At 72.7% G+C, this 5,162-nt stretch carries 7 protein-coding genes; 2 read left to right on the plus strand and 5 right to left on the minus strand.

The annotated features are described in order from the left end of the window. Positions 1-331 (plus strand): type II toxin-antitoxin system PemK/MazF family toxin (locus tag G3I42_RS14635; protein ID WP_164286080.1); only part of this gene is annotated, 331 nt, incomplete at its 5' end. Positions 332-477: 146 nt separating this feature from the next. Here the strand turns inward: G3I42_RS14635 and G3I42_RS14640 are convergent. From G3I42_RS14640 to G3I42_RS14655, 5 genes are all read right to left on the minus strand, one after another. Next, complete coding sequence (locus tag G3I42_RS14640) at positions 478-1,428, minus strand: cysteine synthase (protein ID WP_164286082.1); 951 nt, start codon at positions 1,426-1,428, stop codon at positions 478-480. Beyond that, positions 1,428-1,706 (minus strand): MoaD/ThiS family protein, encoded by a 279-nt coding sequence (locus tag G3I42_RS14645; RefSeq protein WP_164286084.1) that lies wholly within the window; start codon positions 1,704-1,706, stop codon positions 1,428-1,430. Before G3I42_RS14645 ends, G3I42_RS14640 begins: the two co-directional genes overlap by 1 nt. A gap of 119 nt (positions 1,707-1,825) precedes the next feature. Next, positions 1,826-1,930, minus strand: a complete 105-nt coding sequence (locus G3I42_RS38425; protein ID WP_010295339.1) for a putative leader peptide — start codon at positions 1,928-1,930, stop codon at positions 1,826-1,828. Positions 1,931-2,057: 127 nt separating this feature from the next. Further along, a complete protein-coding gene (locus G3I42_RS14650; protein ID WP_164286086.1) occupies positions 2,058-2,480 on the minus strand; it encodes a M67 family metallopeptidase in 423 nt (140 codons plus the stop codon). 91 nt (positions 2,481-2,571) lie between these two features. Beyond that, entirely contained in the window at positions 2,572-4,056 is a 1,485-nt protein-coding gene (locus G3I42_RS14655; RefSeq protein ID WP_164286088.1) for an amino acid permease, read from the minus strand. A gap of 308 nt (positions 4,057-4,364) precedes the next feature. Between G3I42_RS14655 and G3I42_RS14660 the strand changes: the two genes are divergently transcribed. Beyond that, a partial coding sequence (locus tag G3I42_RS14660) for an SDR family oxidoreductase (protein WP_164286090.1) occupies positions 4,365-5,162 on the plus strand: 798 nt, incomplete at its 3' end.

The raw sequence follows: 5,162 nt of genomic DNA on the forward strand, positions 1-5,162 counted from the left end.
GCGGGGGCCCGGCGGGGCGCGGGTGCGGGAGCCGCGGCCGGGCGAGATCTGGTGGGCGCTGGTGCCGTTCGAGGACGGGCCGGGGGCGAAGGACCGGCCCTGCCTGGTCCTGTCGGTGGGGCCGCGCGCGGCGCGGGTCATGAAGATCACGAGCCGTCAGCACCCGGAGCGGGGCGGGGTCGTGGCGCTGCCGCCCGGCGCGGTGGACGATCGCGAGGGGCGGCGCAGCTACCTGGAGACCGGGGAACGGCGGAAGGTGCCGCTGCGGGATTTCCGGCGCCGGGCCGGGGCGGTGGACGCGGGGGTGTGGGAGCGGGTGCGGAAGGGGTGAAGGGGGCTCAGCCCTACTGAGGGTGGTGTCGCTTCGATCGCCCCGCTACAAGGGCGCCGGGGGTCCGCGCACGAACATGGGAGCCCGGTGGAGGAAGGGGCGGGGCTCCCCCGAGCTGAGCCCCGCCCTGCTCACGGTCCCGCCCCTCAGGCCCAGAGCTGCCCCTGCAACGTCGCGATCGCCTCGTCCGTCGTCGGTGCCGTGTAGACGCCGGTCGAGAGGTACTTCCAGCCGCCGTCCGCGACGACGAAGGCGATGTCCGCCTCCTCGCCCGCGGTGACGGCCTTCTTGCCCACGCCGATGGCCGCGTGGAGCGCCGCGCCGGTGGAGATGCCCGCGAAGATGCCTTCCTCCTGGAGGAGTTGGCGGGTGCGGGTGACGGCGTCGGCGGAGCCGACGGAGAAGCGGGTGGTGAGGACGCTCTCGTCGTACAGCTCGGGGACGAAGCCCTCGTCGAGGTTGCGCAGCCCGTAGACGAGGTCGTCGTAGCGGGGTTCGGCGGCGACGATCCTGACGTCCGGCTTGTGCTCGCGCAGGTAGCGGCCGACGCCCATGAGGGTGCCCGTCGTGCCGAGCCCGGCGACGAAGTGGGTGACCGAGGGGAGGTCGGCGAGGAGTTCGGGGCCCGTGGTGGCGTAGTGGGCGCCCGCGTTGTCCGGGTTCCCGTACTGGTAGAGCATGACCCAGTCGGGGTGCTCGGCCGCGAGGTCCTTGGCGACCCGTACGGCGGTGTTGGAGCCGCCCGCGGCGGGGCTGGAGATGATCTCCGCGCCCCACATGGCGAGCAGGTCGCGCCGTTCCTGGCTGGTGTTCTCCGGCATGACGCAGACCATGCGGTAGCCCTTGAGCTTGGCGGCCATGGCGAGCGAGATGCCGGTGTTGCCGCTGGTGGGCTCCAGGATCGTGCAGCCTGGGGTGAGGCGCCCGTCCTTCTCGGCCCGCTCGACCATGTGGAGCGCGGGCCGGTCCTTGACGGACCCGGTGGGGTTGCGGTCCTCCAGCTTGGCCCACAGGCGCACCCCCTCCCCCGGCGAGAGCCGGGGGAGCTGGACGAGCGGGGTGTTGCCGACAGCGGCGAGAGCGCTCTCGTACCGCATCAGCGGGCGCCGCCGGCGACGGCGGGGAGGATCGTGACGCTGTCGCCGTCGCTGAGCTTGGTGCTGATGCCGTCGAGGAAGCGGACGTCCTCGTCGTTGAGGTAGACGTTGACGAAGCGGCGGAGCTTGCCGTCGTCGACGATGCGCTCCTGGATGCCGGCGTGGCGGCTGTCGAGGTCGGCGAAGAGCTCGGCGAGCGTGTCCCCGCTGCCCTCGACGGCCTTGGCGCCGTCGGTGTAGGTGCGGAGGATGGTCGGGATGCGGACCTCGATGGCCATGGCGGTCTCCTTTTCGGGAGGTCGTGGGCGCGCGGGGGCGCCTCGTTGCGGCGGTACGGGGATGGGGCGCCGTGGTGCGCGCGCTCGCCGGGAGGGGCGCCGCGCGCGGGGATCGGCGCTCAGCGCGGACAGAGCGCGCCGGCGACGCGGCAGAGGTCGACGTGGCGCCGCGCCGTGAGCAGCGGGGTGCCCGGCTCCTGAGTACGCACGTCGAGGTCAACCATGCGGTCATCGTAACGATTCCCGGCCCGATACCCGGAGGGGTGTCCCGAGGCGCGGACGCCTGGCGTTCACATGCTGGCGGGCTCGGGTCCGCGGGGCCCTCGGTACGCGGCGACGACCTCCCCGTGCTCAGTACGCCGCGACGACCTTCACGTCCTCCTCCGTGACCACGCCGTCCACGATGCGGTACGAGCGGAACTGGAAGGGGCCCGCCTCGTCGGTGTCGGCGGTGGAGACGAGGACGTAGTGGGCGCCCGGCTCGTTCGCGTACGAGATGTCGGTGCGCGAGGGGTACGCCTCGGTCGCGGTGTGCGAGTGGTAGACGATCACGGGTTCCTCGTCGCGGTCGTCGAGGTCGCGGTAGAGGCGGAGCAGGTCGCCGGAGTCGAACTCGTAGAAGGTGGGCGAGCGGGCCGCGTTGAGCATGGGGACGAAGCGCTCGGGGCGGTCGCTGCCCGCGGGTCCCGCGACGATGCCGCACGCCTCGTCGGGGTGGTCCGCGCGCGCGTGGGCGACGATCCGGTCGTACAGCTCCTGGGTGAGGGTCAGCATGAGGGCCAGCCTAGACGGACCGTACGCGCGTACGGGTGGGCCTGTCCCGGTCCGTGGGACGGGCCCGCCCGGCAGCTGGACGCCCGGACGTTCAGGCTTCGGCGGGGGCCGTCTCCTCCGGGTCGGCGGGGCCGTCCTGCTGTCGTACGGGGCGGGCGTACGGGGCGCGGGCGAGGTGGACGCGGTAGGCGCCGACGAGGAGCGCGCCCCAGACGGGCGCCGCGTAGAGGGCGATGCGGGCGTCCTTGTCGAAGCCCATGAGGACGAGGACGAGGAGGAGGAAGGCGAGGGCGAACAGGCTCGTGAAGGGGGCGCCGGGGGCGGGGAAGGGGGAGGTGGGGAGTTCGCCGCGCTCGGCCTTGCGGCGGTAGCGGAGCTGGCAGAGCAGGATCATGATCCAGGCCCAGACGCCGCAGATGGTGGCCAGCGACATGACGTACTGGAACGCCTTGCCGGGCCACTGGTAGTTGACCCACACGCCGACGAGCATGAGCGCAGCGGAGAAGGCGGTGCCGAGGAGCGGGGTCCCGGTGTGGGTGAGGCGGGCGAAGAGGGTGGGGCCCTGGCGGTTGAGGGAGAGGTCGCGGAGCATGCGGCCCGTCGAGTACATGCCGGAGTTGCAGGAGGAGAGCGCGGCGGTGAGGACGACGAAGTTGACGATCGCCGCGCCGACACCGAGGCCCATCTGCTCGAAGGCGGCGACGAACGGCGAGACGTTCGGCTGGAACTTCTTCCAGGGGACGACGGACAGGATCATGATCAGCGCGCCGATGTAGAAGACGGCGATGCGCCAGGGCACGGTGTTGATCGCCTTGGGGAGGTTCTTCTCGGGGTTCTCGGACTCGCCCGCCGTGACGCCGACGAGTTCGACGGCGAGGAAGGCGAACATGACGATCTGGAGCGTCATGAGGGTGCCGCCGAGGCCGTGCGGGAAGAGGCCGCCGTCGTTCCAGAGGTGGGCGACGCTCGCCGTCTGCCCCGCGTCGGTGAAGCCGATGGTGAGGATGCCGAGGCAGATGAGGATCATGCCGACGATCGCGGTGACCTTGACCATGGAGAACCAGAACTCCAGCTCGCCGAAGAGCTTCACGGAGATGAGGTTCACGCCGAAGAGGAGGACGGTGAAGGCGAGTGAGGAGGCCCACTGCGGGATGGCCCACCAGAAGGTCATGTACTTGGCGGCGGCGGTGACCTCGGTGATGCCGGTGATGACCCAGCCGAGCCAGTAGGTCCAGCCGGTCACGAAGCCGAAGAAGGGGCCGAGGAACTCGCGCGCGTACTCGGCGAAGGAGCCCGAGACGGGGCGGTAGAGGAGGAGTTCGCCGAGCGCCCGCATGATGAAGTAGATGACGAGCCCGGCCACCGCGTAGGCGAGGATCAGGCTCGGGCCCGCCTTCGAGATGGCGGTCCCCGCCCCGAGGAAGAGCCCGGTGCCGATCGCGCCGCCGATGGCGATCATCTGGATCTGCCGGGCCCCGAGCGCCCGGTGGTACCCCTCGCCGCACTCCGTCTTCCCGGCCGCCTCCACCGGCTCCACCGGCTCCTCGCCGGGCGTGCCGATCTGCGTGGACGTCATGTGTCGCGCCTCTCTCCCGGTGAGGAGATCAGATAACCACTTTGTGCGCATAAGGCGTGACAGGACGGGAGGCGCGGCACTCGTACGCGTGAAGGCGCGGCACTCGTCCGCGTGAAAGAGCCCGCATCGGGAGTGGCCGCGGCCGAGTGGGGGGAGGGGGCCGCCGTCTCGTGGCACCGGGGCGGTGTACGGCGCGGGGATGCGGAGCGGGCCGCGGCGGGTCACGGTTGAGGTGGCGGGCGCGGGGAACTCCCCGTGGACCGTCGCCCGCGTACCCGCGGCTTCCCGTCGACTGCCCGGAGGTCCCCATGCCCCGCTCCCCCCGTCCGGCCCGCTCCCCCCGGCTCGGCGGTCTCTCGGCCGTGGTCACCGGGGGCTCGCGCGGACTCGGGCTGCTGATCGGTCAGGAGCTGGCCCGGCAGGGCTGCGTGGTGACGCTCGCCGCGCGGGACGGGGACGAGCTGGAGCGGGCGGCGGCGCGGCTGCGGGAACGGACGGGGGCGACCGTGCGGGTCGCGGTGTGCGACGTACGCGAGCAGGCGGCGGTACGGGAACTGCTGCGGGCGACGCACGCGCGCGACGGGCTCGACGTGGTCGTCGCGAACGCGGGAGTCATCCAGGTGGCGCCGGTCGCGGCGGTGGGGGCCGAGGAGTTCGGCGACGCGATGGACGTGATGTTCGGCGGGGCGCTGCACACGGCGCTGGAGGCGCTGCCCTACCTGCGGGAGAGCCGGGGCAGGCTGGCGCTCATCGGCTCGGTGGGCGGTCTCCTGGGAGTGCCGCACCTGCTGCCGTACTCGTGCGCCAAGGCGGCGGTGGGGGCGCTCGCGGAGGGGCTGCGCGCGGAGACGACGGCGGACGGGGTGAGTGTGACGGCGGTGCACCCGGGCCTCATGCGGACCGGTTCGCACCGGCAGGCGGAGTTCGGGGGCGATACGGGGGCCGAGTTCGGCTGGTTCAGCGCGGCGGCGGGGGCGCCGCTGCTGTCGATGGACGCGGAGCGGGCGGCGCGGCGGATCGTGGCGGCGGTCGCGCGGCGGCGCGCCCGGCTCGTCCTGACACCGGCGGCGAAGGCCGCGCAGCTCACGCACGGGATCGCGCCGGGT

It is taken from the genome of Streptomyces sp. SID11385 (assembly GCF_010548245.1).
GTDB lineage: Bacteria > Actinomycetota > Actinomycetes > Streptomycetales > Streptomycetaceae > Streptomyces.